The 22,524-nt window shown below is 57.6% G+C and carries 23 protein-coding genes; 10 read left to right on the forward strand and 13 right to left on the reverse strand.

Translation table 11 applies throughout. The features are described from left to right. Position 1: 1 nt before the first annotated feature. Together L0664_RS07335 and L0664_RS07340 are read right to left on the reverse strand one after the other, a co-directional pair. Complete coding sequence (locus L0664_RS07335) at positions 2 to 664, reverse strand: SLATT domain-containing protein (RefSeq protein ID WP_235225002.1); 663 nt, start codon at positions 662 to 664, stop codon at positions 2 to 4. A 171-nt stretch (positions 665 to 835) separates the two neighbouring features. After that, positions 836 to 1,183, reverse strand: a complete 348-nt coding sequence (locus L0664_RS07340) for a rhodanese-like domain-containing protein (protein ID WP_235225003.1) — start codon at positions 1,181 to 1,183, stop codon at positions 836 to 838. A 64-nt stretch (positions 1,184 to 1,247) separates the two neighbouring features. On the opposite strand from L0664_RS07340, the gene L0664_RS07345 reads away from it, so the two are divergent. Both L0664_RS07345 and L0664_RS07350 read left to right on the forward strand, forming a co-directional pair. Further along, positions 1,248 to 1,682, forward strand: a complete 435-nt coding sequence (locus L0664_RS07345; RefSeq protein ID WP_235225004.1) for an excinuclease ABC subunit B — start codon at positions 1,248 to 1,250, stop codon at positions 1,680 to 1,682. Positions 1,683 to 1,724: 42 nt separating this feature from the next. Then, entirely contained in the window at positions 1,725 to 2,186 is a 462-nt protein-coding gene (locus L0664_RS07350; protein ID WP_235225005.1) for a HugZ family pyridoxamine 5'-phosphate oxidase, read from the forward strand. 34 nt (positions 2,187 to 2,220) lie between these two features. Here the strand turns inward: L0664_RS07350 and L0664_RS07355 are convergent, their stop codons facing one another. The 3 genes from L0664_RS07355 to L0664_RS07365 form a co-directional block, all read right to left on the reverse strand. Further along, positions 2,221 to 4,506 carry a glycosyl hydrolase family 28-related protein gene (locus tag L0664_RS07355; protein WP_235225006.1) on the reverse strand — a complete coding sequence of 762 codons (2,286 nt, stop codon included), beginning with the start codon at positions 4,504 to 4,506 and terminating at the stop codon, positions 2,221 to 2,223. Positions 4,507 to 4,657: 151 nt separating this feature from the next. Continuing rightward, on the reverse strand, positions 4,658 to 5,053 hold the full coding sequence (locus tag L0664_RS07360) for a DUF4864 domain-containing protein (RefSeq protein WP_235225007.1): 396 nt from the start codon (positions 5,051 to 5,053) through the stop codon (positions 4,658 to 4,660). A gap of 68 nt (positions 5,054 to 5,121) precedes the next feature. Next, complete coding sequence (locus L0664_RS07365) at positions 5,122 to 6,762, reverse strand: lysine--tRNA ligase (protein WP_235225008.1); 1,641 nt, start codon at positions 6,760 to 6,762, stop codon at positions 5,122 to 5,124. A gap of 113 nt (positions 6,763 to 6,875) precedes the next feature. Between L0664_RS07365 and L0664_RS07370 the strand changes: the two genes are divergently transcribed. Then, positions 6,876 to 7,295, forward strand: coding sequence for a tellurite resistance TerB family protein (locus L0664_RS07370; protein ID WP_235225009.1), 420 nt, complete (start codon positions 6,876 to 6,878; stop codon positions 7,293 to 7,295). Here the strand turns inward: L0664_RS07370 and dacB are convergent. Together dacB and L0664_RS07380 are read right to left on the reverse strand one after the other, a co-directional pair. Beyond that, a complete protein-coding gene (gene dacB, locus L0664_RS07375; protein WP_235225010.1) occupies positions 7,292 to 8,920 on the reverse strand; it encodes a D-alanyl-D-alanine carboxypeptidase/D-alanyl-D-alanine endopeptidase in 1,629 nt (542 codons plus the stop codon). The genes L0664_RS07370 and dacB overlap by 4 nt on opposite strands. Position 8,921: 1 nt before the next feature. Further along, a complete protein-coding gene (locus L0664_RS07380) occupies positions 8,922 to 9,524 on the reverse strand; it encodes a nicotinate-nucleotide adenylyltransferase (protein ID WP_235225011.1) in 603 nt (200 codons plus the stop codon). 151 nt (positions 9,525 to 9,675) lie between these two features. Here L0664_RS07380 and L0664_RS07385 point away from each other — a divergent pair, with 151 nt between their 5' ends. The 3 genes from L0664_RS07385 (at position 9,676) to L0664_RS07395 (ending at position 13,635) form a co-directional block, all read left to right on the forward strand. Continuing rightward, positions 9,676 to 11,517 (forward strand): putative bifunctional diguanylate cyclase/phosphodiesterase, encoded by a 1,842-nt coding sequence (locus L0664_RS07385; RefSeq protein ID WP_235225012.1) that lies wholly within the window; start codon positions 9,676 to 9,678, stop codon positions 11,515 to 11,517. Positions 11,518 to 11,604: 87 nt separating this feature from the next. After that, positions 11,605 to 13,260: an energy-dependent translational throttle protein EttA gene (ettA, locus tag L0664_RS07390; RefSeq protein ID WP_235225013.1), complete on the forward strand. Its 1,656-nt coding sequence runs from the start codon at positions 11,605 to 11,607 to the stop codon at positions 13,258 to 13,260. Between the two features lie 3 nt (positions 13,261 to 13,263). Then, entirely contained in the window at positions 13,264 to 13,635 is a 372-nt protein-coding gene (locus L0664_RS07395) for a hypothetical protein (RefSeq protein ID WP_235225014.1), read from the forward strand. A 4-nt stretch (positions 13,636 to 13,639) separates the two neighbouring features. Here the strand turns inward: L0664_RS07395 and L0664_RS07400 are convergent, their stop codons facing one another. After that, positions 13,640 to 14,164 carry a PhnA domain-containing protein gene (locus L0664_RS07400; protein WP_235225015.1) on the reverse strand — a complete coding sequence of 175 codons (525 nt, stop codon included), beginning with the start codon at positions 14,162 to 14,164 and terminating at the stop codon, positions 13,640 to 13,642. A 260-nt stretch (positions 14,165 to 14,424) separates the two neighbouring features. Between L0664_RS07400 and L0664_RS07405 the strand changes: the two genes are divergently transcribed. Continuing rightward, positions 14,425 to 14,631: a cold-shock protein gene (locus L0664_RS07405; protein ID WP_015496137.1), complete on the forward strand. Its 207-nt coding sequence runs from the start codon at positions 14,425 to 14,427 to the stop codon at positions 14,629 to 14,631. Between the two features lie 61 nt (positions 14,632 to 14,692). Here the strand turns inward: L0664_RS07405 and L0664_RS07410 are convergent, their stop codons facing one another. The 3 genes from L0664_RS07410 to L0664_RS07420 all read right to left on the reverse strand — a co-directional run bounded on the left by L0664_RS07410 (position 14,693) and on the right by L0664_RS07420 (position 16,031). After that, positions 14,693 to 14,941, reverse strand: a complete 249-nt coding sequence (locus L0664_RS07410) for a hypothetical protein (RefSeq protein WP_235225016.1) — start codon at positions 14,939 to 14,941, stop codon at positions 14,693 to 14,695. A 140-nt stretch (positions 14,942 to 15,081) separates the two neighbouring features. Beyond that, the gene (locus tag L0664_RS07415; protein WP_235225017.1) at positions 15,082 to 15,285 is read right to left on the reverse strand and encodes a dodecin family protein; all 204 of its coding nucleotides are present in this window, start codon (positions 15,283 to 15,285) and stop codon (positions 15,082 to 15,084) included. Positions 15,286 to 15,350: 65 nt separating this feature from the next. Then, positions 15,351 to 16,031, reverse strand: coding sequence for an arylesterase (locus tag L0664_RS07420; RefSeq protein ID WP_235225018.1), 681 nt, complete (start codon positions 16,029 to 16,031; stop codon positions 15,351 to 15,353). Between L0664_RS07420 and L0664_RS07425 the strand changes: the two genes are divergently transcribed. The 3 genes from L0664_RS07425 to L0664_RS07435 are packed head-to-tail and all read left to right on the forward strand — an operon-like array spanning position 16,030 to position 19,837. Then, positions 16,030 to 16,716: an ABC transporter ATP-binding protein gene (locus L0664_RS07425; RefSeq protein WP_235225019.1), complete on the forward strand. Its 687-nt coding sequence runs from the start codon at positions 16,030 to 16,032 to the stop codon at positions 16,714 to 16,716. The two genes, L0664_RS07420 and L0664_RS07425, sit on opposite strands and share 2 nt — an antisense overlap. After that, positions 16,713 to 19,235 (forward strand): ABC transporter permease, encoded by a 2,523-nt coding sequence (locus L0664_RS07430; RefSeq protein WP_235225020.1) that lies wholly within the window; start codon positions 16,713 to 16,715, stop codon positions 19,233 to 19,235. Before L0664_RS07425 ends, L0664_RS07430 begins: the two co-directional genes overlap by 4 nt. Next, positions 19,232 to 19,837: a gamma-glutamylcyclotransferase family protein gene (locus tag L0664_RS07435; RefSeq protein WP_235225021.1), complete on the forward strand. Its 606-nt coding sequence runs from the start codon at positions 19,232 to 19,234 to the stop codon at positions 19,835 to 19,837. The genes L0664_RS07430 and L0664_RS07435 overlap by 4 nt, the downstream gene beginning before the upstream one ends. Here the strand turns inward: L0664_RS07435 and L0664_RS07440 are convergent. Continuing rightward, complete coding sequence (locus tag L0664_RS07440; protein WP_235225022.1) at positions 19,763 to 21,160, reverse strand: MATE family efflux transporter; 1,398 nt, start codon at positions 21,158 to 21,160, stop codon at positions 19,763 to 19,765. The two genes, L0664_RS07435 and L0664_RS07440, sit on opposite strands and share 75 nt — an antisense overlap. After that, on the reverse strand, positions 21,160 to 22,479 hold the full coding sequence (gene gltX / locus L0664_RS07445; protein WP_235225023.1) for a glutamate--tRNA ligase: 1,320 nt from the start codon (positions 22,477 to 22,479) through the stop codon (positions 21,160 to 21,162). Before gltX ends, L0664_RS07440 begins: the two co-directional genes overlap by 1 nt. Positions 22,480 to 22,524 lie beyond the last annotated feature (45 nt).

Below are 22,524 nucleotides of genomic sequence, written 5' to 3' on the forward strand. Positions count from 1 at the left end.
GTTACCCTGACTTATGAGGTGTCAAAACAGAGAAATATACAACCCATGCAAAGACCGTTGGAGGGACAACGACTGCGCATAGAAGAATTACCCAGCAGTCCAGCCAGTATTTGACCGCATGCCAAACAGAAAAAGAGATCTCACCTTTGTGTTTGCCGATATTTATTCGAAACGTACGAAAATCGGTCTCCGAATGGTTCTCCGAAAATGAATTGAGCAATTCGTTGTATTTTCGAACGGTGCTCTCGATCTCACCGGTTACATGAGCCCCCGTACGGTGAACGAAATCAAGGCGGTCATGAAGTTCCTGCACGCCCTGTGCGCATCTCAAAAAGAGTTCTGCTTTGAGATCATGCTTCTTGCCCTGTTCGAGAACGGTAAATGCAATAATGAATGCAGACATAACAATGGACATCAAAATCAGCGGTTTTTCAACGTTGGGCGCCCCAGCGACGTCGTAGACGGCCAAGTAACTTGTTGATGAAAAAACATAGAGCGAAAGAGCCGTCACCGCCCATGTTGACGCAATCGCTCTTCGTTTGTGCCGACGAGCAGCTTGGAACCGCGCCCCTTTGGTTAGATGCATCCTATACATCAAACGTTCCGCGTAGGATCGAACCGCTTCTTCTTCTACAGCTGTAATCTGCTCAGTGGCACCATCCATAAACGCTCTCCCCTTCAACAAAATATAAAACAATGCCGAACATTCAACGAACACTAAGCAAATATAACAGAAATTTAACTCTGTTTTTACAAATTCTGAAAAGATTATTAAGAATTAATCGCTGCGAAGACAACCTAAGTCTAACGGACAACCGTCAGAAGGGGACTTGTTTCACTCCACCACACCACCAGCCTCAACCCAGTCCTTGAACCCGCCTGCGTTACGCACGTCCTCAAACCCGAGCGCCTTCAAAGTCGCGCCCGCCAGCGCCGCTCGCCCACCAGCGGCGCAATAGACCACTACGGTTTTGGCGCCCTCCAAGGCTTGCATTTGAAATTCTAGCACGCCGCGCGGGATCGCCACGGCACCTGCCACCTTCCCGCCCGCAACCTCACCGGGTTCGCGCACGTCCAAAAACACCACGCCGTCCTGACCATGCAACGCCATCGCGTCCTCGGCAGAGATATCAGGCACGGTTGTTTTGGCGGCAGTCACGAGGTCATTCGGGGTCTGTGTCATGGGGTTCTCCAATTTCTGATTGCCCCACCCTACCCTTCCGCGCGCGATCCGCTACATTGAAATCATGCGTTTGATCCTCGCCCTACTAACACTCCCCCTTCCTGCCGCCGCGTGGGAGTTTTCAGCCGACCCGATTTGCACGCTGACCCACCAGACAACAGACGCCGAAATCGCGATCACCTATGACGCCGCGCTGCCGGAATACGCGCTGTTCATCACACTGCGCACAGGCACATGGGGGGAACCACCTGCCTTTCAAATAGGGTTCCTAGGTGGGCGCAACGGTCAGATCGGAACAACCCAACACCGCCTTAGCGGCGACGGCGCAACGCTGAGCGTGCGCGACAGCGGCTTTGGCAATGTGTTGGACGGTTTGGAATTCAACGCAGACGGTTTTGCCACGACCGGCGCCACCACCGTCGATTTCACCCTGACAGATGCCGCACCAGCCGTGCGCGCCTTTCGAGACTGCCCGTCAGGGGTGCCCGCAACGTCATGACACGCGGCGGATCATCTACAGAAATGCGTTTGGGCTAAGACAATGACAGACCCCATTCGCCCGACAGATGCACAGGCCCGCGCGCTGGCCAAATCCCTGCTGACACAGGCAAGCTACGGCGCCTTGGGGGTGATTGACCCCGATACAAACACGCCCCTCGTTAGCCGCGTCGCGGTTTCATGGATAATGGGCGCGCCGCATATCCTGATTTCGGATTTGTCGTTGCACACCAAGGCTTTGTCAAAAAATTCCGCCTGTTCGTTATTGATCGCGGAACTACATTCGAAGGGCGATCCCCTTACCCATCCGCGCATAACACTGCAATGTGACGCCAAGCCTGCGGATAAGGCCACGGTGCGCGATACGTGGTTGGAATTGCACCCGAAATCAAAGCTCTATATCGATTTTTCCGATTTCCGGGTGAAACGGCTGCAGGTTCGCAATGCCTTTCTCAACGGTGGATTTGGGCGTGCATTTCACCTCGGCCCGAATGATTTGACGTAACAAAAGGGGCACCCGAAGGCGCCCCAATCTTCATCTATGCAGGATTGTCCATCCGCGCCGAATAGCGGATTTCACCCTTCACGGGTTCGGGCCAAATAATGTCGAACGCATCCGAATTGGACCCGTTCACAGGGCTTGCGTAAGGCATCGCAAACACCGCTTGATTGGACCCGTTGCGAATAACTTCAACAGGGACCAACGCATCAATCGTGCGCGCCCAGCCCCCGAAGGGCAGATAGCCACCGGTATCAATCGTCCACGTCTGATCCACGGAACTTTCTTCGTGGGTGTCCACGTGCGGATTGCGCGTCGGCTGGTCGATCCCGTTGAACGCATTGCCCTGAAAGATGATGTTGCGCATCAGATCAAACCGCAGATCGGCATAGGTGGTGTCGATCTTTTCAACACGGCCCACGCGCGCGGAATTGGTGCGAAATACATTGCCCGATACGTTTAGCCCGTTAATGGCATGATCCGTGCCATGGGGTTTCACGACAATCCATGCAAAATCGGTTGTCACCTCGCTCACCAGAAAAATATTGCCGGTGATGGTCAGGCCGCCAAACGAATACCCTGTCGCTTCGGGCGTGGCGTCATGCTCGTTCGTCCATTCGATATAATTGTTATCGATGTAGTTGCCGACCAGCGTGGTCAGACAGTTGGGCGACGTCAGCACGATACCCGACAGGCGCGGCCCGTCGTCCTGATTGTCCCCTTGGAACCAGTGGTTGTTGGCCACGATATTGCCGTTGCCCTGAAGCACACAGAAATGGCGGAACCGGACGCCGCGGTTGTTGCGAATTTTGGGATCGTTCGCATTGACGTTGAACGCGATAGACTGCCGGTTGCGCGATTCAATGTCCTGTTCGTCGGACACAAACATATTTCGGTCAATGATCATGCCTTGGCAACCAGTGGCGTGGCTGGTCATCCCACGGTTCTTGGGCTTGTCGAAACTACAGTCGCGCACCTGAAACACCAGACCGTTCGGTGGCAACATCACAGCGCTGCATTCACCCCCGCAGGCAAATTCGATGTGATCAAGGATCATATCCGACATCTTGGTGAAGCCGCTGAAATCCAACATGTATTTGAACCGCGTGAACGTGAATTCCTGCGTGCCGATGGCATCAAACAACTGCGCATTCAGGGTGATGGTGCTGGTCGCGATGTCCACGTCAGACACATAAATCTCGCGCCCGACACCGTTGCCAGTCACAAGCGACCCGACGGCGATGGCACTGATGTTGGCAACGTTCGTCAGTTTGATGGAATTGGACGCGCTATAGGTCGCCTGGGCCACAATCACATCATTGTCCCAATTCGGCCCGTCAATCGGTTGAAACTGGCCATTGCGAATGGCGCGGCGGGTTTCAAAGCTGGTTTTGTTGCCCACAGCGGCCTGCATATCCACCGGACCCGACAGCGAAATGCGCCGCCCCCCCAGATCAAGGCTTTCGTGATCCGAAAAATTCAAAAGCGCCTGAAACGCCTTTTTGAACGCCACTTCTTCGTCGCCAAACGCATCCACATAAGTCGGATAATCAAAGTTCTTCTGGAAAATCATCCGGAAGTCGTTGGATTGGATGACCGTCCCCTGAAACCGGACCTGATTGTTGAACGTGACCGACCCGCCAAGGAAATACGTGCCCTCAGACACCAGAACCTCGCGGCCATCCGCATCGGCATCGGCCGCCTCGAAGGCTGCGGAATCGTCGGTGACACCGTCCCCGATCGCGCCGTAATCGCGCACATCGACCAGGCCGATCATGTCGCGCAGAAACACACCGGACACATCTTCGATCACCAGATCATCAATGCGCACGATCCCGCCATTCGGCCCCGTCAAATCCAGCCCGATATGCCCGTAATTCGCATCCGCCCAGACCATATCAACGCCCGTGCGCTGGCCCGTGCCGATGATGGCTGACACCTCAACCACATCACCGTAACTGGTCAGGGAAACGGATGGGCCAACCGTCACAACGCCCGTCAATTCAGATCCGCCTGCCGTACCGGCCCAACCCGCGATGCGCACATCCGGCAGCGCGCCGCCCACGGCCTTTACCCGTGCCGTCACGCGCAGATAGCACCCGGGCAGAATCGATGTTTCGCCCATATAGCGCAGGGTCGTGACGCTGTTGGTTTTCACAATCTCAAGCGCGCCGGCAAAATCGGCATCTGCGGGCACGAACGCCCCACTGCCTGACCCTTCATAGGTGTCCGACCCCGGTGTGCCGTCGCCGCTGGACCACACATCCAGACCGTCAACAAATGGTGGCGGCATCAGGACCAGCCCGTCGGTAATGACCTTGTTCATGTAGTAAACCCCTCAAAAGCGGGGCGACCCTCGGCCACCCCATCAAAATCCCGACCCGCCGCGATGTGCGCACACGGATCACCGGCTCAAAGGGGTAAATGGTCTGGGTAAACGAGGTCTGACAGCACCGTCACGATGGCTGCGCAACAGGTTAGGAAAAAACCTCGGGTGCGGGGATGACTTGCACGCCGTTGATCTGCCAGCCTTCCGGCGTCTCAATCATTTGATAATCAAGGATATAAAACAAACCGTCCGGTCCCTGGATCTGGACTTCTTGGCGGGTGGTATTGGTCATGTCCGTGCGATCCAAAAACCGCACATCGCTGTTGTCCCACACCATCGGATATCCGTTTTCAACCATGCGGGCGAAATTGTCAGGGGTGCGAAACATGCCTTGGATCATCGGGCTGGCATGTTCCCACGCCCCATCCACATCACGTTCATTAAACGCCGAAAGCTGATCGCGGATGACAGTTTCAATCGTGTTGTCTTGCGCCTGTGCACCAAGGGGCAGCATCAGCAAAACAGTCAACAAAAGGCGTTTCATGGCAGGGCTCCTTGCGCGTATCCTATATCAGATACGCGCAAAGTCCCGTTCCGGTTTCAAATCGGGCCTTAGTTGACCAGTTCGCCCGCCAAACCCTGTTCGATCAATGCGATAGATTCCTCTACGCCATACAGCGCGATGAACCCGCCAAAGCGCGGCCCTTGTTTGGCGCCCAATAGCACCTCGTAGAGGCACGAGAACCATGCGCGCAGCGGGTCAAACCCGTGCACTTTGCCAACGGCGAACACGATGGATTGCAAGAATTCATCGTCAGACCAATTGACCTCTGGCAGGGGGGTATCCTTGCCCTCTTGCGCGTTCTTTTGCGCAATAACAGCCAGCGCCGCATCCTCGGATTTCAACGCCGCAACCAATGCCTGCAATGCACCGCGTTCTTGCTCATCGGGCAAGCGGAACACTTTTTGCGGCTCAACAAAGTCCTTGTAATACCGCACGGCGTAACCTGCCGCGGCGTCCAGATCGGGATTGCCTTCAGGCGATGCATCCGGCGCATACCGCTGAATAAAGCTCCACAGCTTATCTTTGTCGCTTGCTTGCGACACGGAGGCCAAATTCAACAGCATCGAAAACGGCACGACCATCGTGGACGCTGGTACATTTTCACCGTGGATGTGGAACACCGGATTGTTCAGTTTGCCCGCATCATCCTGCGTCGGATACGCGCGCAGCTGCTGGTGGTATTCATCTACTGCCTTCGGGATCACATCAAAATGCATCCGCTTGGCCGTCTTCGGCTTGAGGTACATGAAATACGAAAGGCTTTCCGTGCTCGCATAGGTCAGCCATTCGTCAATCGACACACCATTGCCGGACGTTTTGGAAATCTTGTGGCCTTGGTCGTCAAGAAACAGCTCATAGCTGAAATGTTCAGGCTTTTTGCCGCCCAAAATCTCGCAGATGCGGTCATAGATCGGCGTGTTGGTGGAATGGTCTTTGCCGTACATCTCAAAATCGACGCCAAGCGATGCCCAGCGCGCACCGAAATCAGGCTTCCACTGCAATTTCACGTTGCCGCCCGTCACAGGGACGGTCCATTCCTTGCCCGTTTCATCGTCAAACGTCACGGTACCGGCCTTCGCATCCACAGATTTCATCGGCACATACATCACGCGACCCGATTCAGGGTGCATGGGCAGAAAAATCGAATAGGTCTCTTGGCGTTCTTCGCGCAATGACTTCAGCATCACCGCCATAACGTCATCGTAGCGTTCAGCGGCACGCAAAAGCACGGCGTCAAACGCGCCGCTCTCGTAATATTCCTTGCCCGAAATGAACTCGTACTCGAACCCGAAGGTATCAAGAAAGCGGCGCAGCATTGCATTGTTATGATGGCCAAAGCTTTCGAATTGATCGAACGGATCAGGCACAGACGTTAGCGGCAGTTGCATGTACTGCTCAAGACGCTCGGGGTTGGGCACGTTGCTCGGCACCTTACGCATCCCGTCCAGATCGTCGGAAAAACAGATCAGGCGTGTGGGGATATCGGAAATCACCTCAAACGCGCGGCGCACCATCGTTGTGCGGCTGACCTCACCGAACGTGCCGATATGGGGCAGGCCGGACGGGCCATAGCCCGTTTCGAACAACACATGATCCTTGCCGGATTTCTCAACCCGTTTGAGCAGCGTGCGCGCCTCTACAAATGGCCAAGCCTTGGACGTCATGCCCGCATCGCGCAAATTGCTCATGATTTCTCTCGATCTATATCGCCGCGACCCCCATGGTGCGGCATGTCGCGCGTCCTATTGTAGTGCGCCCATGTCGTCAATAAATGTGACGTAACCAAGTAGGAGCCGATCTGATGTCTGACACCCCTTCCCTCACCGCCCAGGACGCGCTGTGCGCCGTCATGATCGCCGTATCCGCCAGCGATGAGATGATCCGCACTGCCGAACTCGTCAAAATCACGAATATCATCAACAATCTGCCCGTCTTCGCGAGCTATGACGCCGATCATGTGCCCCGCGTGTCCCAAACCGTGTTCGACCTGTTCGATCAAGAAGACGGCCTTGATGCACTGTTTGGCCTCATCCGCGACACGCTGCCAGAACGGCTGAATGAAACCGCCTACGCGCTGGCCTGTGATGTGGCCGCCGCAGACGGTGAAATCGCGCAATCAGAACTGCGGATGCTGGAAGAAATGCGGTATGAATTGAACATTGATCGCCTGCACGCCGCCGCGATTGAACGCGGGGCCCGTGCGCGCCACATGACCCTTTAGTCCGACACCAGCGCATCTAGCGATACACCACCACGCGGCGCATCGTTCAACTGCGCCTCGTCAATCTGCGCGTCAATGTCGATCCCTTGGGAAAACGGGCCGTCGTCGCGTGATGTCAGCCCCCAGCGCTGCAACAAAACCTGCTGCAACCGCTTGGCGCGCCTGTTCCATTCGATCGATCCCGCAGGTACTTCGTCCCCAGCCGCTTTGCCCCGCGCACGCCGTTCCAGATCAGCGGCGAAAATCGCGAAAACAACATCAGACCCGTCTGACGTTTCGACATATCCAGCAAGGCTGCTGACAAAGTTCAGCGTTCCGGTTTTTGCCCTAACTTCAATGGGATAGTTTTCAATCCGGTTGTTGTCTGCATCCCGCATGGCGATGCGACGCATGATCGGGCGCAGATCATCATCGCCGTAAACCGCCAACAGCAACTTCGCCATCGCGCTGGCACTGATACGGTTTTCATCGCTCAGGCCTGAATGGTCTTTGAAATCACATTCAACGCCATATGTCTCACCCACCCAGCGGGTCATCTGCGCGGCGGAATTCTCAATTTCCAATGACGTGCGGAACTTGGCCTCCGTCGCCGCCAGCCCGCAAATTTCAGCCGTCAGGTTCGTGGAATACAACAGCATTTCCTGCAAGATCGTGCGCAGCGTCGGGCTGGCATGCTGCACGAGCTCCATCCGGCCCTCGGGCAAATCATCAACAACTTCGGGCGCAGGAAGGGTAATTCCGACGTCGCGCGCCAATGTCTGAAACACATCCCCCGCATACAGCGCCGGCTGGCGCACGGGCATCCATCGCGATCCACCATTGCCCAACGCGGATCGTGCCACGCTCCAGGAATCCGGGGCATCCGTGGCAAAAACAGGCGATCCGCGATCCACGATGCGCACCCGTGCCATGCTGACCCGCGGCACACGTTCATCCGTGCGCGCATCCATCGTTGTTTGCCACGTGCCATTCACCCGCCGCCATTCAAAATGCACACGGTTGTAATTCAGGTTCAGCCCGCTGACCGCAGGATTATATCCCAGATGGTCCAACTGTGACGGCTCGATCTCTTCTGCGTAGGGCAGCGCGCCGCGCCAGCACAGCAGCCGCCCCGTTACCCGCACAACACCGACGTCCTTTAGCGCAACCGCGAGGTCTGCCAAATGATCCGCAGACAAAGTCGGGTCACCGCCCCCCGCCAAAATCAAATCGCCATCTAAAATACCGTCATTTATGGCACCAACCGCAAAAACCCGCGTCACAAATCGAAACGCGCCGCCCAACGTGTCCAATGCATAAAGGGCGCTCACCGCCTTGGTGACGCTCGCCGGGGGCAGCGAAACCTCCCCGTCTACGGCTTCCAAAATCTCGCCCGTGCTCGCGTCCGCCAGAACACAGCCCACTGTGCCATCCAGATCCGCCGCGGCAATCAGCTGTTCAAGCGTGGCGCGCACGCGTGGTGCAATGCGCGGGATCGGGCTGACGTCGGGCGCGCTTGAAACCGGTGTGACGACCGTTCGTGCACGCGGGCGCAAAGACGCCAGCGGTGCCTCTGCCAATGCCGCCCCCGCAACACTGGACAAAAGCCCGCCAACAAACGCGCGGCGTGTACCCGTAATCGACATCCTACCCCCAGTTCCCCGCCGCGCGGATCGCCGAAGACGACGACGCTGACATGGGCAAATTCACAAACGACCACATAGGCGCATCTGCGCGCCCCAACAACTGCGACGCCCGCCCGATCAGGCGGTTTTCGCGATAAAGCCGCGCCGTCTTTGACATGCGTGCCGAAATCCTGTCCCCTGGGCGCGCCAACACGCCAACAGGCACACGCTCCATAATCTCTCGCCAGTCCTGCCAGCGATGGAATTGCGCCAGATTATCCGCCCCCATCAGCCATACAAACCGCACATCAGGATACACCATTTGCAACGCTGCAATCGTCTGCGCCGTATACCGTGTCCCCAACCGCGCCTCGATATCCGTCACTTTGACGCGCGGGTGCTGCATGACAGCGCGCGCGGTTGCCAGACGTTCCGCCATCGGGGCAGGTCCACGGGATTTCAACGGGTTACCCGGACTGACAAGCCACCAGACACTGTCCAACCCGAACCGTTCCAACGCGGCCTTGGTGATATGCACATGCCCCTCATGGGCCGGATCAAACGACCCGCCCAACACCCCAATAACTTGTCCGGCCCGCGCCTGTGGTAATCCATGACGTAACATTCAAATTCCTTACCCACCGCCACCGTCAAACGCAATTCACAAGCAGCGGTGCATAAAGTTTCCGGCATTAACCGAAGTCATACAGTTTGCCTCTAAGGGGAATGCAGCGTGCAGATTGAACGGACCAATGCAAACGATTGTCAGCTTCATAATGGTACTATTGGCACTGGTGCTGCTCTTGTCACCAGCCCTCGTTCTTTATTTTTGGGAACGGGTAGGCATGCGTGGCAAACTGCAAAAAACCCAGCATCGCCTTAGTGAAATCCTCAAAGAAGCAGATATTCACCGCTTGGCGAGCGAGAATGCATCCGACGGCTTGCTTATTCAGGATATGCGCGGCCGCATCGTATGGTGCAATCCTGCCTATTGCCGCATTCACGGCCGCACCAGCGAAGAAATGTTAGGCCGTCATCCGCGCGAATTTGCCCCGCCGCCCGAACATCGCCCCCCCAAAGACGTGATTGACGCGTTTCGGTTCAACACCAATGACCCTGGCTACGCAAAACTCCAACTCTTTGAAAATCAACACAAAGACGGGCATTTATTCTGGAACCAGATCAGCGTGTCGTTCAAAACGCTGCGCAACGGACGCGAATATGCCATCGCAGTGTGCCGCGATATCACCGAACAGATTGAGCAGGAAAAAGCCCTGCGGACCCTCTCGCTTGAGCTTGAGCATGAGGCCAGCCACGACAGTCTTACAGGTGTGCCCAACCGCGCGGCGTTCATGTCCTTTTTCGAAAACATGCTCAACAATACCGACCACCCCCACGTCGGCCTGCTGCACATCGATATGGACGACTTCAAATCAATCAATGACACCCACGGTCACTCTGCGGGCGACGCTGTCTTGATCCACGCCGCCGCAGCCGTGCGGTCCCACATTCGCAGCAGCGACTTGGTCGCCCGCGTGGGGGGCGATGAATTTGTCGTGGTTTGCCTTGGCATCAATCGGCATGATCAGTTGCAACAACTGGCCAACGATCTGATCGACGTCATTTCAGAACCCTTTGAATGGACAAATCGCACCCTCCAAAGCGAAGCCAGCATAGGGGCGGTCCTGTCCTCGCGCGGTGCAAACGGCACCGAAAACCTCCTCGTTCAGGCCGATTTCGCATTATACGAAGCCAAAGGCGCAGGCCGCAATCGGGTCGCTCTTTACGATGAATACATGCACGAACGGCACAATTACCTGAACCGCCGGTCAGCTGAACTGATCGATGTTGTCGACACCGACGCCCTGAAATATTTTTTCCAACCGACAATGGACCTTGCGACAGGTGCGGTGATCGGGTTCGAAACGCTGGTGCGCTGGGAACACCCGATTGACGGGATCATTCCGCCAGATCATTTCCTACCTCTCGCCAAAGATCTGGGCTTGATGGGGGCCCTTGATTTACTCTCCATGACAGCAGCCCTCAAGGAAAAGCGGCGGCTGACACTGGCGGGATTTCCCGACATCAAAATGGCCTTCAACGCCTCGCCCGAACTTTTGACCCACCCGGAATTCATCAACCGGCTGATCTGGGGCGTCGAAGCCGGCAACATCCACCGATCCGACATCACGATTGAGGTTCTCGAAACCACCAACTTCGGCGAAGTGCAGGAAACCAGTTCCCATGCGGCAATTATCGGCGATTTGCGCAGCGCCGGATTTAATGTCCACCTTGATGACTTCGGCGTTGGATTCGCGGGCCTGTCCCACCTCGCGACCCTTGATGTCACGGGCGTCAAAGTTGACCGCAGCCTTGTGAAAGACATCCTAACAGATCCTGTCAGCCAAAAAATCGTGCGCAAAATCATCGAGTTGAGCAATGATCTGGGTCTCTGCGTCATCGCCGAAGGGGTCGAAGACCAAGACACGGCCGCGGAATTGGGCAACATGGGGTGTAATGTCATCCAAGGTTATTGGCTCAGCCGCCCCCTGCCACAAGATTGCGTCGATGATTGGTTGCGGCAACACATCCAATCCAATGCCGCGCGCAGCGCCTAGCGCAGCAATAACGCAGGCCCCATTGCGCCGCCCCGACGCCTTGCGTATTCACTCCTTTAACGCTCGCTTTTTCAAAGGATGTGACCCATGGCCGCTTACCAATATGTCTACTTCATGGACGGTGTGTCCAAGACTTACCCCGGTGGTAAAAAAGTCTTTGAAAACATTCGGTTGAACTTCCTCCCCGGTGTAAAAATCGGCGTGGTCGGTGTGAACGGCACGGGTAAATCCACCTTGATGCGGATCATGGCGGGCCAAGACAAAGAATTCCAAGGCGAAGCATGGGCAGCAGAAGGCGCAACCGTCGGTTATCTGCCCCAAGAACCCGAACTCGACCCCGCGATGACTGTGCGCGAAAACGTCATGCTCGGCGTCAAAGCGAAAAAAGACATTCTTGATCGCTACAACGAACTGGCGATGAACTATTCCGAAGAAACCGCCGATGAAATGGCCCAGTTGCAAGATGAAATCGACGCGCAAAACCTGTGGGACCTCGACGCGCAGATCGACGTGAGCATGGAGGCTTTGCGTTGCCCCCCCGATGATGCCGACGTCACAACACTTTCGGGCGGTGAAAAACGCCGCGTCGCGCTGTGCCAGCTGCTGCTTGACGCGCCAGATATGCTGCTGCTCGACGAACCGACCAACCACCTCGACGCCGAAACAATCGCATGGCTACAACAGCACCTTGTTGATTACAAAGGCACAATTCTGATCGTCACCCACGACCGTTATTTCCTCGACGCGATCACAGGTTGGATTCTGGAACTCGACCGCGGCTCTGGCATTCCGCACGAAGGCAACTATTCCAGCTGGTTGGAAGCCAAGGCAAAACGCCTCGAAAAAGAGGCCCGCGAAGATAAATCCAAGCAGCGCACGCTTGAACGCGAACTCGAATGGATGCGCCAAGGCGCCAAGGCCCGTCAGGCGAAATCCAAGGCCCGTATTTCGGCCTACAACGACCTCGCCAACCAGTCCGAGCGTGAAAAAATGGGCCGCGCCCAGATCATCATCCCCAACGGCCAACGCCTCGGGTCTCAGGTCATCGAAGTCGACGGTCTGACCAAAGCCATGGGCGACAAACTGTTGGTGGAAGGCCTGTCCTTCGACCTGCCCCCAGGCGGCATCGTCGGCGTGATCGGCCCCAACGGCGCGGGTAAATCGACGCTGTTTTCCATGCTGACCGGCCAACTCGAACCCGACGCAGGCACCGTCACCTACGGCGACACCGTGCAGCTGTCCTACGTCGATCAATCCCGCGACGCTCTCGACGCGGACGTCACCGTCTGGGAAGAAATCACCGGCGGCGCAGAGGTCATTAAACTGGGCGACGCGGAAATGAACTCCCGCGCCTATTGTTCTGCCTTCAACTTCAAAGGCGGGGATCAGCAGAAAAAGGTTGGCATCCTGTCTGGCGGCGAACGCAACCGCGTCCACATGGCCAAGCTATTGAAATCAGGCGGAAACGTCCTGCTTCTCGATGAACCGACAAACGACCTCGACGTCGAAACCCTCCGCGCCCTCGAAGACGCGCTCGTCGATTTTGCAGGCTGCGCCGTGGTCATCTCCCACGACCGCTTCTTCCTCGACCGGATTTGCACCCACATTCTGGCGTTTGAGGGCGAAGCCCACGTGGAGTGGTTCCAAGGCAACTTTGAAGACTACGAAGAAGACAAGAAAAAACGCCTAGGTGCCGACGCGATGGAACCCAAGCGGATGAAGCATAAAAAGTTTGCGCGTTAAAAAATGGACTTTGCCGATCTCCCTTTATCGGCAAAGTCTGCCTATCGTTCAGCTTGCCAGAGGGCTAGACGCAACGGCCTCGCTCTCCTCAGCGAGAATGAATTTGTGATCCTCTGGCAAGCTTCAAATGGCAAATGCGCGCTCAGCGGAATTGCGTTTTCAGACGATCTAGAGACTGGCAATGAAGACGCCGGATATGTGAGGGCTAATTCCTATCCTTGGCAGCCGTCACTTGATCAAATTTTGCCTAACCGTGGGTATTCAAATGCGAACGTGCAGCTTGTCTGTAAATGCGTCAACATTGGGAAATCAGGGTATGCCGCCCAGACTTTTGCACGCTGGGTTGTTCAAGTCGCCAAGCAAATGGGAAGCTAGCCCCTCACTTCCGCTTCACAAACTCCGTCAAAATCACGATCCGCTGGCCTTCGACCTTCCCCTCAATCTGGCCCGCGTCCTCCGGCACAAGCGATATGTTCCGCACCGCAGTCCCGCGTTTCGCCGTGAACCCCGCGCCCTTCACCACCAAATCCTTCACCAGCACCACCGTGTCGCCGTGTTCTAACCGCATCCCGTTGCTATCAAAATGCTCAACCACCAGCGCATTCGCCTGTGCGCGGGCCATGACCTCCGGCTCCATCATCATGCTTTCGCGCGCATCTGACGCCCACATCTCGTCGATCTCACCCAGTTTGCGCCACACGGCGATCTGTACGGCAGGTTCAGCCGACCACATCGCGCCCTCAAGACAGCGCCAATGGGCCGCCGGAACGTCGCCCTCACCGCGGCACGCGCCACACAACAGCACCTGATCCTCTGGCGGGACGTCAACGCTGACCAATCCATCGCCCGCACCGCAAAATTCGCAAACGCCGCCCGCGCGATCCATCAATTCATCCCAACGCATCGAAATTCTCCTGTAAATTCATGCCCCTTGGACACAAATGCGCAGTAAACTACAAGCCTTCACAACCTTGGCGTGAATCTGCCGATTAACGCGGACGTCACCGATACCCCTTGCCAAACAGCTTGGCCTGCCCCATATGCAGCCTTGCAAACGTTATCTATCTCGACCAACTGTCTTCCTTTATCGGCGACACTCGATCTAGCACTAACTTCGCCAAGCTGTCGCATTTCGCGGGCAGAACTACAAAAGGAAGACATGACATGGCCAACGGTACAGTCAAATGGTTCAACACAACAAAAGGCTTCGGCTTTATCGCTCCTGAAACTGGCGGCAAGGACGTTTTCGTTCACATCTCCGCAGTTGAGCGTTCCGGCCTCACAGGTCTGGCAGACGATCAAAAGGTAACTTTTGACGTTGAAGCTGGCCGCGACGGTCGTGAGTCCGCGGTTAACCTCGCACTCGCATAAGCTTCTTACCTTCGGGTAAAAGTTAGGGCGGTTCCTTCGGGGACCGCCCTTTTTCGTGCGCCTAAACGTCGGATTTTTCTTCTGTCGCTGCGCTGTCCGCATCCGGGGCAGGCAGTGCCAGCGCCTCATCCGGCATCTGATCCGGCAAATCCACTGTGATCAGCCCGGTGTTCAGATCCACGCCCACCACAGGCTTATCCGCCATCAGCGCCAAAACACCGTTCAGATCCGCAACCGCACGCGCAACCACATCGCGCTGCGTTTCGATCTTGGCTTTGCCGCCGACTTTTTCGAAAAGAAATTTGAACATACTGTCCCCCAATTGAGTTTCACCAAACCCTATCGCCCGCGCGCTGCCACCGCAGGGGGAAAGCATGCCCGACCTTCCCATCCACAAAAAACGGGCGCTTGGCCAATGCAAACGCCCGTTCAATCCAGTGTCGTCAGGTTTTAGTCTTCGAGGACAAACGTCAGCTTAAGAACAACGCGGTATTCGTCGATCTTGCCGTTTTTCACGGTGACTTTCTGGTCTGCAACCCATGCGCCCGTGATCCCTTTCAGGGTTTTGGATGCGCGCTCAATCCCGTTCTCGACCGCGTCGTCAAACGACTTGGAGGAGGAGGAGATGACTTCGGTGACCTTAGCAATAGACATGATATGTTCCCTTTTGGTTAGGCCAACACGCTATCTGCCAGTTGCGCGAACGTCCACCAAATCGCTTAATCGGCGATCAATTCCAGCACAGCAGGCCCGATTCCGCCGACAATCAATGCCACGCCTTCTGCGCTCGGGTGAATTCCGTCGCGCTGCAAATAAGTGGCGCGTGCGATGTCTAAATCAGTGCCATCATTTAACGGCGCAAAGAAATCCGGATAATAGATCGTGCCATACTGCACGGCCAATTCAGGGTACATCGCGTCAAACGCGGCCTCATAGGCGGGGCCGTAATTGCCCGGCGCGTCCAAACCCACCAGCAAAACGTCGACGTCTTGCGCTTGTGCGGTCGCCAAAATCTCGTCCAGATTGGCGCGGCTGACCGCCGGATCAATCCCGCGCAGCAGATCATTGCCACCAAGGTTCACGATCATCTTGTCCACGTCCGGCGTCAGCGTCCACGCCACACGGCTGACCCCGCCTGCCGTCGTATCACCGGACACACCCGCATTGATCACCACCGTGTCCGCACCCTGCGCGTCTAGCCATCCCTGCAATTGCGGCACAAATCCGTCCTGTGCCGGCAACCCGTACCCGGCGGTCAAACTGTCGCCCAGCGCGGCAATCGTCACTTGGTCTGCGGCAGCGATCGTTGGCACCATTAAAATGAAACTCAATCCGATGTTGCGCGCCCGCCGTAACACCCCATATGACACTGAACCGTAGCGATCCAAGGCACCCCGCATGACCGATGCTCTCTCCCTCACCGATGTCTCCCTTTCGCTGTCCGGCAACGCGGGCAAGATCGACATCTTGCACGACATTTCGTTGACAGTGCCGCAGGGGAAAACGTTGGGGTTGGTCGGGCCAAGTGGATCGGGCAAATCTTCTCTCCTGATGGTGATGGGCGGGCTCGAAACCGCCACATCTGGAACTATCGCGGCACTCGGCAAAGACATCACACGATTGGGTGAAGACGACCTTGCCCGCTTTCGTAGGGACAATATGGGGGTGGTGTTCCAATCATTCCACCTTATCCCGACAATGACGGCGCTGGAAAACGTCGCAACCCCGCTCGAACTTGCGGGCGTGCGCGATGCGTTTGATCGCGCCGAGGCTGAACTGGACGCCGTCGGCCTGTCCCACCGCACCCACCACTACCCTGCGCAAATGTCAGGTGGCGAACAGCAGCGTGTGGCGCTGGCCCGCGCCTCTGTGACACGCCCTAAAATCCTGCTGGCGGATGAACCCACCGGCAACCTTGATGAAACCAACGGCGCCGCCATCATCGACATGCTGTTTTCTTTGCGCGAACAACACGGCGCAACCCTCATCATGGTCACCCATTCCAACGAACTCGCCGCGCGCTGTGATCGTGTGATCCGTCTGCGCGACGGGCGCATCGACACCCTTCAGGCCGCCGCCGAATGACCGTTAAACTCGCCTGGACCTTTGCAAAACGCGAATTGCGCGGCGGATTGCGCGGCTTTCGAATCTTCCTCGCGTGCCTCGCCCTCGGCGTGGCGGCCATCGCTGCTGTGGGAACAGTGCGCGCGTCGATCCAAGCAGGATTAGAACAAAACGGTGCGGCCCTGTTGGGGGGCGATGCCGTCGTGCGCTTCACCTACCGCTTTGCCAATGACGAAGAACGCGGCTGGATGACTTCTATCGCCACCCGCGTCTCTGAAACCACCGATTTCCGTTCCATGATTGTGGTCGAACGCGACGAGATTGAACGCGGCCTCACCCAAGTCCAAGCAGTTGATGATCTTTATCCCCTCATCGGCGAAACTGTCCTTGATCCCCCCATGCCCCTCGCCGATGCCTTCGCGGGCGACGGCCAAACCCCCGGCGGCGTCATGGAACGTGTGCTCGCCGACCGCCTCGGCCTCAGTCCGGGCGACACCTTTAACATGGGCGCGACAACCTTCACGCTGTCCGCCATCCTCGTGTCCTACCCCGACAATTCCGGCGGTGGTTTTGGCCTTGGCCCGCGCACGCTGGTCTTGCTTGATGATCTGGAAAACTCCGGCCTTCTGGCACAAGGCACCTTGATGGAAACCAACTACCGCCTCGATCTGCCCGGCACCGCAGACCTGCAAGCGCTTGAAGACCAATCAGAAACCCTGTTCCGAGATTCCGGCCTGCGCTGGCGTGACGCGCGCGAAGGGGCCCCCGGCGTCGCGCGTTTTGTCGATCGCATCGGCGCATTTTTGATCCTCATCGGTCTGTCAGGATTGGCTGTGGGCGGGGTCGGTGTTTCCGCCGCCGTGCGGTCCTACCTCAGCAGCAAAGCCCCCGTTATTGCGATCCTCAAAACCCTTGGTGCAACGCGAGGCACGATCTTTCTGACGTATTTCCTGCAAATCGGCGTCCTGACCCTCGCTGGCGTCACCCTTGGCCTGATCCTCGGCGCGGCTATCCCGCTGGCCTTCGCGCCCATCATCGAATCCCGTTTGCCGATCCCATCCGATTTCACCCTGCACGCCGCCCCACTGGTTGAGGCCGCGATTTACGGCACCCTCGCCGCCCTCATCTTCACCCTCTGGCCACTGGCGCGCACCGAAGACATCAAGGCCGCGACCCTGTTTCGCGACGCATTCGGCGCGGGCCGCACCTTGCCTGCATTCAAATACCTGATCGCCACGGCTCTCCTCCTCGCCACGCTGCTTGGCACTGCAATTGTGTTTTCCGGCACCGCGTTCCTGACGCTTTGGACCGCTGGGGGCATTCTGTTCGCGCTGACGCTTTTGGTGGCCGCCGCCGCCCTTGCCCGTGTGACCGCACGCAGATTGCGGCGCAGTGCCCGGGGCCGCCCTGCCCTGCGCACAGCCTTCGGGGCCATCGGCGCGCGCGGCGGGGAAACGACATCCGTGGTGCTGTCCCTTGGCCTTGGCCTCGCCGTGCTTGCCGCCGTGGGCCAGATTGATGGCAACTTGCGCGGTTCCATAGCCAATGAACTGCCCGACGTCGCGCCCAGCTATTTCTTCGTCGATATCCAGCCCGATCAGATCGACGGTTTCCGCACCCGTCTTGATGATGACCCACAGGTCAGCGATTACGAAGCCGCCCCCATGCTGCGCGGCATCATTACCCAAATCAACGGCACCCCCGCACGCGAATTCACAGATCACTGGGTCTTGCGCGGGGATCGCGGGGTTACCTATTCTGCGCTGCCCTCTGATGGCACCGTCATCACACAAGGCGACTGGTGGCCCGAAGACTACAGCGGCCCCCCGCTGATCAGTTTTGCCACCGAAGAAGGCATGGAAATGGGCCTGTCCATCGGTGACACCATCACCACCAACATCCTTGGCCGCGATATCACTGCCACCATCGCCAACTTCCGCGAAGTGTCGTTCGAGGATGCAGGCATCGGATTTATAATGTCGATGAACCCATCCGCCCTGCAAGGCGCGCCGCACAGCTGGATCAGCACGGTCTATTCCGAACCCGAGGCAGAGGCCGCAATCCTACGCGACCTCGCCACCGCCTACCCCAACATCACCGCCATCCGCGTGCGCGACGCAATTGATCAAGTCGTCGTTCTGCTGGGCGGTATTTCCGCCGCCACGCGATATGGCGCGCTGGCCACCCTGCTGACCGGTTTCCTCGTGTTGATCGGGGCGGCGGCCGCAGGCGAACGCGCCCGCACCTATGAGGCAGCAGTCCTGAAAACCCTCGGCGCATCGCGCGGCACCATCCTGCGCAGCTTCGCCCTACGATCTGCGCTTCTGGGCCTTGCGGCATCCATCGTCGCACTGACCGCGGGCATCGCGGGGGGCTGGGCCGTCAGCACCTTCATCATGGAAACGGATTACACACCGATCTGGGGCTCTGCGGGCACAATCATCGTTGGCGGCGTCGCGACCACCCTGCTCGCGGGCCTCGCGTTCGCATGGCGTCCCTTGGCCGCCAAACCCGCCCAAGTCCTAAGGTCACGCGAATGAACACGACTAATTCTTGGCCCCGTTTCTTCGGTTATGGCAGTCTCGTAAATCTGGCCACCCACACCTACCCCGACGCCCGGGCTGCCACGCTAACAGGCTGGCGGCGCGTCTGGCGTCACGCCAAGGCCCGCCCGGTTGCATTCCTATCAGTTGAACCCTGCGCCACCACGGTACTGCACGGCATCACCGCACAGGTGCCCGACGGTGATTGGGCCGCGCTGGATCTGCGCGAACACGCCTATACCCGCCGCGACGTCACTGCCCAATTTGGCCACGACACCGCCGTCTACGAAGCAGACCCCGCCCACACAACATCGCCCCAAATCGGCCACCCGATCCTGCTCAGCTATCTGGATGTGGTCATCGCGGGCTACCTCGATCAATTCGGCGATACCGGCCCGCAGCACTTTTTCGAAACAACACACGGCTGGGGGCCGATCCTGAATGACCGCGCCGATCCGTTATATCCGCGCGCCCGGCCCCTGGCCGCTGATGTAAAATCCATTGTAGACAGCGCGCTGCAAACCCTACCGGTTTCGGTGCATCCAGCCAAAGGTGCGCTTGTCGATGCTCTCCGCAATAGTGGCGCCAACACCACCTGAACGCATGATCCGCTGCGCCACGATAAACGCGATCAGTGCGAACAATACGCCCCCGACGGCCTGCCCGATCAACACACCGCTGGCCCCGAACCACGCTGAAAAGACGATCACAAACGGGATCGTGCCTATCGTATGCCGCCCCCAATTCACCAGCGTTGAATAAAACGGGTGGCCCATGTTGTTACACGCCGCGTTGGACACGAAAATCATCCCGTTGAAAAACCACATCAGGCTCAGCGGGCCGGCGAACAAGAACACCAGCGTCTGTGCTTGTCCGTCCAGACTGAACAACATCACCAGCAACGGACGCACCGCAAACAAAAGCCCCGACACAACGACCACGACAATGCCCGTAAACAACAATCCTTCACGGAACGCGCGGCGCACGCGGTCCGTTTGTCCGGCCCCGAAATTCTGCCCGATAATCGGGCCAATCGCCCCCGACAGCGCAAAAATAATCGCAAAGGCGACAGGCGTCAGACGGCCTACAATCGCCATGCCTGCAACCGCATCTTCGCCAAACGACGCCATCTGCCGCGTGACATAGGCCTGCCCGATGGGCGTTGCCAATTGGGTCAGGATCGCGGGAAAGGCAATGATCATGACAGGGCGCAGATCCGGTAACATGCTTGCCAGATTGGGCCGCCCGAAGCCGCCGTAATACCGCACAATCGGCACCAGTGCCATGCCGCCAATCGCGCCGCGCGCCGCAACGGATGCCCATGCGGCACCCTGCAATTCCATCCCCAAACCAAAGATCAAAATCGGGTCCAGCACCGCATTTACCAACGCGCCCACAATCGTGGCCATCATGGACCTGCGCGCATCCCCGTGTGCACGCAAAATCGCCCCGCCGACCATCCCCACAAGAAGCAAAGGCAGAGACGGGATGATGATCGACAAATACATCACCGCCAAATCCGCGGTTGCACCCGTTGCGCCAACAAGCCCGACAATGGGCCGCAGGTTAAACCACACAAGGGCGGCAAACATCGCCCCGAACACGGCCCCGAAAATCAAAACATTGGTGGCTTGGCGTTGGGCCAGTTCCTCTTTGCCCTCGCCCAGACTGCGCGCCACCAACGCGCCGCCCGCAATCGCCATGCCGATCCCGAAGCTTGAGGTGAAAAACAAAATCGCACCGGCATACCCGATCGCCGCCGCCAATTCGGCCTTGCCCAGCATCGAAATGAAAATCATGTCGATAAAATCGACAAGAAAAACCGCCATCAACCCCACCGAAGACGTCATCGCCATCACCGTGATGTGACGCATCAGCGATCCGGACAAAAACTTTGCTTGGGCGTGATCGGTGCCCGCCATTACGCTTTGGGCTTCACTTGTAGCAGCGGCATCACCTCGGCCATTTCAGGGCCGCGCGTGCGTCCCGTCACCGCGTGGCGCAGCGGCATGAACAGCCCCTTACCCTTGCGGCCTGTCGCCTCTTTTACTGCACCAGTCCACGTGGACCACGTGTCATCCGCATAGGGTGGATCGCCCAACAAGGCCAACGCCTGCGGGATAAATTCAGCGTCCTCATCGGCAATCTGTGGCGCGGCCCCATCGCGGAACACAGCCCACCAATCGCCCATCTCATCCATGGAATTGATGTTTTCACGCACGACATTCCAAAACCGTTCCGCCAATGCCGCGGGCACACCCAAGGCCGCAACATTATCCGCCACATCCGCGAACGGACGCGCCGCCAACCAACGGGCGGTCAGCGGGGCAAGGTCATCAGCGTCAAATTTCGTCGGGGCGGACCCGAATTTGGCCATATCAAATCCGTCAACGATCTCCTCAACTGTCTCACGCAGCTCAACCGGATCGCTCGATCCCAATCGCGCCATCAGCGACAGAATAGCCATGGGGGCTGTCCCGTTCTTGCGCAAATCGCGCAGTGCCAAAGTGCCAAGACGTTTTGACAATGCTTCACCCTGCGGTCCGGTAAGCAAAGAATGGTGCGCAAACGTGGGGACAGTGCCGCCCAACGCTTCGATCATCTGGATTTGCGTCGCCGTGTTGGTCACGTGGTCAGACCCGCGCACAACATTCGTGATGCCCATTTCGGTGTCATCCACCACGGACGCCAAAGTGTACAAAATCTGGCCGTCGTTCTTGAACAACACAGGGTCACTGACCGATGCCGCATCAATCGAAATGTCGCCGATAATGCCGTCCGTCCACTCGATCCGTTTATGATCCAGCTTGAAACGCCAATGCGACCCACGCTCGTTGCGCAACGCATCCTTTTCAGCGTCCGACAACGCCAGCGCCGCACGATCATAGACCGGTGGTTTGCCCATATTCAGCTGTTTCTTGCGCTTCAAGTCCAGCTCAACCGGGGTTTCGAAACATTCATACAAACGCCCCATCTCGATCAGCTTTTGCTTGGCCATATCGTAGCGGTCCAACCGCTTGGACTGATATTCAACACGGTCCCACGAAATCCCCAACCACGTCAGGTCTTCCATAATTCCATCAATGAACTCCTGCTTTGACCGCTCCGGATCGGTGTCATCAATCCGCAAAACGAACGTGCCGCCCGCCTTGCGCGCAATCGCGTAATTGAACAGCGCCGCGCGCAGGTTTCCGATGTGCAAATAGCCCGTTGGCGATGGGGCAAAACGAGTCGTGGTCATTGGGCTATTCCAGTCTGAAAGGTTGCGCTCGCACCTGTCACGCTT

The sequence above is a fragment of the Octadecabacter dasysiphoniae genome (assembly GCF_021532615.1).
In the GTDB taxonomy this organism is placed as follows: domain Bacteria; phylum Pseudomonadota; class Alphaproteobacteria; order Rhodobacterales; family Rhodobacteraceae; genus Octadecabacter; species Octadecabacter dasysiphoniae.

Excerpts from the sequence above, each read along its gene's own strand:
- L0664_RS07335 (WP_235225002.1), bottom strand. The coding sequence starts at position 664 with ATGGATGGTGCCACTGAGCAGATTACAGCTGTAGAAGAAGAAGCGGTT.
- L0664_RS07340 (WP_235225003.1), bottom strand. The coding sequence starts at position 1,183 with ATGACACAGACCCCGAATGACCTCGTGACTGCCGCCAAAACAACCGTG.
- L0664_RS07345 (WP_235225004.1), top strand. The coding sequence starts at position 1,248 with ATGCGTTTGATCCTCGCCCTACTAACACTCCCCCTTCCTGCCGCCGCG.
- L0664_RS07350 (WP_235225005.1), top strand. The coding sequence starts at position 1,725 with ATGACAGACCCCATTCGCCCGACAGATGCACAGGCCCGCGCGCTGGCC.
- L0664_RS07355 (WP_235225006.1), bottom strand. The coding sequence starts at position 4,506 with ATGAACAAGGTCATTACCGACGGGCTGGTCCTGATGCCGCCACCATTT.
- L0664_RS07360 (WP_235225007.1), bottom strand. The coding sequence starts at position 5,053 with ATGAAACGCCTTTTGTTGACTGTTTTGCTGATGCTGCCCCTTGGTGCA.
- L0664_RS07365 (WP_235225008.1), bottom strand. The coding sequence starts at position 6,762 with ATGAGCAATTTGCGCGATGCGGGCATGACGTCCAAGGCTTGGCCATTT.
- L0664_RS07370 (WP_235225009.1), top strand. The coding sequence starts at position 6,876 with ATGTCTGACACCCCTTCCCTCACCGCCCAGGACGCGCTGTGCGCCGTC.
- dacB (WP_235225010.1), bottom strand. The coding sequence starts at position 8,920 with ATGTCGATTACGGGTACACGCCGCGCGTTTGTTGGCGGGCTTTTGTCC.
- L0664_RS07380 (WP_235225011.1), bottom strand. The coding sequence starts at position 9,524 with ATGTTACGTCATGGATTACCACAGGCGCGGGCCGGACAAGTTATTGGG.
- L0664_RS07385 (WP_235225012.1), top strand. The coding sequence starts at position 9,676 with ATGGTACTATTGGCACTGGTGCTGCTCTTGTCACCAGCCCTCGTTCTT.
- ettA (WP_235225013.1), top strand. The coding sequence starts at position 11,605 with ATGGCCGCTTACCAATATGTCTACTTCATGGACGGTGTGTCCAAGACT.
- L0664_RS07395 (WP_235225014.1), top strand. The coding sequence starts at position 13,264 with ATGGACTTTGCCGATCTCCCTTTATCGGCAAAGTCTGCCTATCGTTCA.
- L0664_RS07400 (WP_235225015.1), bottom strand. The coding sequence starts at position 14,164 with ATGCGTTGGGATGAATTGATGGATCGCGCGGGCGGCGTTTGCGAATTT.
- L0664_RS07405 (WP_015496137.1), top strand. The coding sequence starts at position 14,425 with ATGGCCAACGGTACAGTCAAATGGTTCAACACAACAAAAGGCTTCGGC.
- L0664_RS07410 (WP_235225016.1), bottom strand. The coding sequence starts at position 14,941 with ATGTTCAAATTTCTTTTCGAAAAAGTCGGCGGCAAAGCCAAGATCGAA.
- L0664_RS07415 (WP_235225017.1), bottom strand. The coding sequence starts at position 15,285 with ATGTCTATTGCTAAGGTCACCGAAGTCATCTCCTCCTCCTCCAAGTCG.
- L0664_RS07425 (WP_235225019.1), top strand. The coding sequence starts at position 16,030 with ATGACCGATGCTCTCTCCCTCACCGATGTCTCCCTTTCGCTGTCCGGC.
- L0664_RS07420 (WP_235225018.1), bottom strand. The coding sequence starts at position 16,031 with ATGCGGGGTGCCTTGGATCGCTACGGTTCAGTGTCATATGGGGTGTTA.
- L0664_RS07430 (WP_235225020.1), top strand. The coding sequence starts at position 16,713 with ATGACCGTTAAACTCGCCTGGACCTTTGCAAAACGCGAATTGCGCGGC.
- L0664_RS07435 (WP_235225021.1), top strand. The coding sequence starts at position 19,232 with ATGAACACGACTAATTCTTGGCCCCGTTTCTTCGGTTATGGCAGTCTC.
- L0664_RS07440 (WP_235225022.1), bottom strand. The coding sequence starts at position 21,160 with ATGGCGGGCACCGATCACGCCCAAGCAAAGTTTTTGTCCGGATCGCTG.
- gltX (WP_235225023.1), bottom strand. The coding sequence starts at position 22,479 with ATGACCACGACTCGTTTTGCCCCATCGCCAACGGGCTATTTGCACATC.